The 3,423-nt window shown below is 67.7% G+C and carries 4 protein-coding genes, 1 tRNA gene and 2 pseudogenes; 3 read left to right on the top strand and 4 right to left on the bottom strand.

Annotated elements, in window-relative coordinates:
• Positions 1 to 194 (bottom strand): hypothetical protein (locus tag AC5JJ1_RS14375; RefSeq protein ID WP_495785789.1); only part of this gene is annotated, 194 nt, incomplete at its 3' end.
• 280 nt (positions 195 to 474) lie between these two features.
• Here AC5JJ1_RS14375 and AC5JJ1_RS14370 point away from each other — a divergent pair.
• Together AC5JJ1_RS14370 and AC5JJ1_RS14365 are read left to right on the top strand one after the other, a co-directional pair.
• On the top strand, positions 475 to 921 hold the full coding sequence (locus tag AC5JJ1_RS14370) for a hypothetical protein (RefSeq protein WP_495785788.1): 447 nt from the start codon (positions 475 to 477) through the stop codon (positions 919 to 921).
• A 1-nt stretch (position 922) separates the two neighbouring features.
• Positions 923 to 2,296, top strand: coding sequence for a sensor domain-containing diguanylate cyclase (locus tag AC5JJ1_RS14365; protein WP_495785787.1), 1,374 nt, complete (start codon positions 923 to 925; stop codon positions 2,294 to 2,296).
• Positions 2,297 to 2,474: 178 nt separating this feature from the next.
• Here the strand turns inward: AC5JJ1_RS14365 and AC5JJ1_RS14360 are convergent, their stop codons facing one another.
• From AC5JJ1_RS14360 to AC5JJ1_RS14350, 3 genes and pseudogenes are all read right to left on the bottom strand, one after another.
• The gene (locus AC5JJ1_RS14360) at positions 2,475 to 2,672 is read right to left on the bottom strand and encodes an EAL domain-containing protein (protein ID WP_495785790.1); all 198 of its coding nucleotides are present in this window, start codon (positions 2,670 to 2,672) and stop codon (positions 2,475 to 2,477) included.
• A 19-nt stretch (positions 2,673 to 2,691) separates the two neighbouring features.
• Positions 2,692 to 2,832 (bottom strand): annotated as a pseudogene (locus AC5JJ1_RS14355) (IS5/IS1182 family transposase); the annotation flags it as partial.
• Positions 2,833 to 2,885: 53 nt separating this feature from the next.
• Positions 2,886 to 3,088 (bottom strand): annotated as a pseudogene (locus tag AC5JJ1_RS14350) (IS110 family transposase); the annotation flags it as partial.
• A 232-nt stretch (positions 3,089 to 3,320) separates the two neighbouring features.
• On the opposite strand from AC5JJ1_RS14350, the gene AC5JJ1_RS14345 reads away from it, so the two are divergent.
• Positions 3,321 to 3,396, top strand: a tRNA-Val gene (locus AC5JJ1_RS14345).
• The last annotated feature ends 27 nt before the right edge of the window (positions 3,397 to 3,423 follow it).

The raw sequence follows: 3,423 nt of genomic DNA, 5'->3' as shown, positions 1-3,423 counted from the left end.
GGCACCCGCTCTGGCAGCGTGACCCAAACCAAAAAGCCTTCGGCAAACCCGGAGCGGTTCAGGTCGAGCAGCCGCCGCTCATAGCCGCTGTGCAGCCGGTTGGTCGGCTCGCCGCAGTTCGGGCAAGGGCATAGCGCCTCCGGCGCATGGACGAGAATGACGACGCGATCCGCCGCCGGCTGGATGGCGTCCACGACGAGACCGGGCGGCAACAGAGGGCGTGGGTCCAATAGATGCATCGCTGCCGCTCCCTCGGAGAAAGGACGCGACACCAACGCCCGACGAGCACGGAAACTGCGACAGCGCCATTCTTCCACGCCGAAACACAGCCCGGTGTCATCACGAGGCCGCCCCAGGCAACATGACGGCGTTCGAGACAGTTCTATTTTCCTACCTCAGGTTGCCGTCTTATGGCATATCCAGACCGATCATGCGGTCCCGCTCGCTGGATCGCGGTAGATGAGGAAGGCCACTATGCCGCTCGACGAAGAGGGTGCCGCCCTCGCACCGCCGAACCACGCCGAAGCCGAAGACGCCGCGGGCCGCGGATTTGAAGACCCAGCCCTGCCTGACTGCCTGGACGCCTTCTCGGAGGCGGAACTCGATGCGCTGGCCTTCGGCGTGATCGGCTTCAATGCCGATGGCGAAGTCGAAATCTACAACGTCTTTGAAGCCACTGCAGCGGGATTGTCAAAGGCTCGCGTGCTCGGTCGCCACCTCTTTGATGAGGTTGCGCCGTGTATGAACAACTACTTGGTCGCGCAGCGTTTCGAGGAGGAAGAGGCGCTCGATGAGGTGCTTCCCTACGTCCTGACGCTGCGGATGCGTCCGACCCCCGTCCGTCTGCGCCTGCTCAAGCGGCCGGGTGGGCGGCGGTGCTACCTGCTGGTCGAGCGCCGCCTCGTCGCTGGAGCGCGCTAGCGTGGACGGACCGGCGCTGGCGGCCGCCAGTGCAGCCGCGGACGAACACGAAGCGCTGCTCGAATTCCTGTACCTGTGCCCACACGGCCTCGCCGAATTCGACGCCGACGGCGGGCTGCGCATGGTCAATCCTGCCTGCGCCCGCATGCTGGCGCCGATCCTGCCGGCCGGAAGCGGCCTGGACAACCTGCTCGACGCGCTCATGCCCTTCGCGCCGGACCTGCGGGCGCGGCTTGGTGCATTCGCCGGAGAGCGTGGCCTCGTGCTTGATGGCCTCCGTATTCACGTCGGCGCGTCACCGCGGCGACGCCCCAGCCGCGGCGGGGCAACGCCAGATCCGCTGGTACTGGCGCTGACCGTCCTCCGGCTGTCACCGGACAGGCACATGGCCGTGGTCGCCGATGTGAGCGCGCAGGCAGCGCAGGAGCGGCGCCTGCGCGAGGCGGAGGCATGGTTCGCGGCGGTGGCAGAGGGCGCCGAGGGCTATGCATTCTTTGGACTCGATGCGGACGGAAACTTGGCCGACTGGAACGCCTCCGCCCAGCGCCTTTTTGGCCTGAGCGAGGCGGAGGCGCTGGGCCGTAGCGCCGAGGAACTCCTCTCTGCCGCGGCCGACGGCCCGGTGCTGGCTGACCGCCTCGCGCGCGCGCGGCGTGATGGCTGGCACCTCGCTGAGGGTTGGATGCCGCGGGCGGGACGCGGCCGGTTCTGGGGTACATCAGTCGTCTCGGTCATGCGCGCGGCGCAGGAGGAGGACACTGGCACCGTCCCGGTGCCGGAGGCTTACCTCGCCGTGATCCGGGACCGGACGGAGCGGCGCGAGGCGGCCGAGGAGCTGCGGCGCGCGTTGTGCCAGGATCACCTCACCGGCGTGCTGAACCGCCGCCGGTTTTTCGAGCTTGGCGCCGAGGAGTGCGCGTCAGCCCTGCGCGCGGGCCGGCCCCTGTCGGTTGCGATGGTGGATGCCGACCGGTTCAAGGCCATTAACGATCAATTCGGGCACGCCGCCGGCGACGCAGTGCTGTGCGCCCTCGCCAGCACGCTGCGTACCGGCGCGCGGGAGGGGGTAGACCAGGTCGCAAGGTTGGGCGGGGAGGAGTTCGCTGTGCTCATGCCCGGCCTCGACGCTTCGGCCGCCGCCGCCGCCGCGGAGCGGCTGAGGGCGGTGGTGGCCGCATTGTTGGTTCCGGTGCGGGGGCTAGACGGGGCGCCGGCCGAGGTCAGCTTCACGGCAAGCTTCGGCATTGCCGAGATTGGGCCCGGCGTGACCGATGCCGATACCCTGCTGCGGGTCGCCGACCAGGCGCTCTACGCCGCCAAGGCCGCAGGGCGTAACCAGGTCTGCATCGAGCCTGCCCGCACGCCGGCATCCTGACCAAGCGCCGAAAAAGCCGTCGCCGCGCGCCGGCGCGACGTTGCGTGCCAATGGTTTGAATCGGGCGGTGGCGCAGCGACTGCCCTGACGGCACGAGCCATGGCCGGTGTTCGGGTGGTTCCGCAGCCCTCGCTGCCTGCCTCGAAGGTTTGAACCCACCGGCGCTGCTGGCACGGTATCAGCTGGGCAGGTCGGTCATGCTGGATGCGGCAAGGGCTTGCGCACGGTCGAGGCTTGCCGGCCGTCCCATGAGATAACCCTGTCCCTTGGCCACCCCCAGGGAATTGAGCGTCTCGAACTCCCCTTCCGTCTCGATGCCTTCGGCCACAATCTGGCAGCCTGTCTCCTCGGTGAAGTAGATGAGGGCCGCCGTCATCGCCCGCCGGGCGGAGCTGGTATCGAAGGCCGCCCTGGATGACGAAGACGATGCCGCTGAGGACGCGCCGGTCGTCCACCCGCGGCACCCCGTGCGAGAGCGGGAAGTGCGGCCGGATGCGACGCATCTGGGCCGGGGTGAGCAGGAACGGAACGGACATGGCACTACTTCCACCCCGTTCAGAATCACAACCGCTCGCGTCGCCGCAAGCAAGCTCAAGCCGGCATGCAACCACTGCGATAAGGGACCGGCCTCTAGCCCGATCCGCCTCACCTCAAGGCCGAGCTCCCGAAACCAGGCCACCAGCGCCTCGGCTCGCTCGCAACCTTGGCCTCGCGCAGGATCCGCCCGGTCGCGTCCACCACGCACACGCTGCTGTCTTTCAGCGAGACGTCGATCCCAGCATAATAGTCCATGGCTGTCCCTCGATGATGTCGGGGCCGACCCACTCGGCCTCGGTTCCACACACCATCACTCTGAGGGGCAGCCTCCCTTCCGCCTATCGTCAGGCGGCCGGCCCATTACGGCATCTAGAGCGGCAGTCGGATAGCTGCGGCTTGGAGCGCCTCAGTCGATAGTCGCGGGATTGAGCCCCAAAGATCCTGGTGCTCTCTCGACGGCAGCTCTGCTGTATGTTGTTGTCTGTTTGGGCAGTTGGCGCAGCGGTTAGCGCAGTGGCTTTACATGCCATTGGTCGGAAGTTCGAATCTTCCACTGCCCACCATGCCGCTTAGGCTCGAGCTCAGCCCCT

Source organism: Belnapia sp., from assembly GCF_059504005.1.
This window is presented reverse-complemented; position numbering and strand designations above follow the sequence as displayed.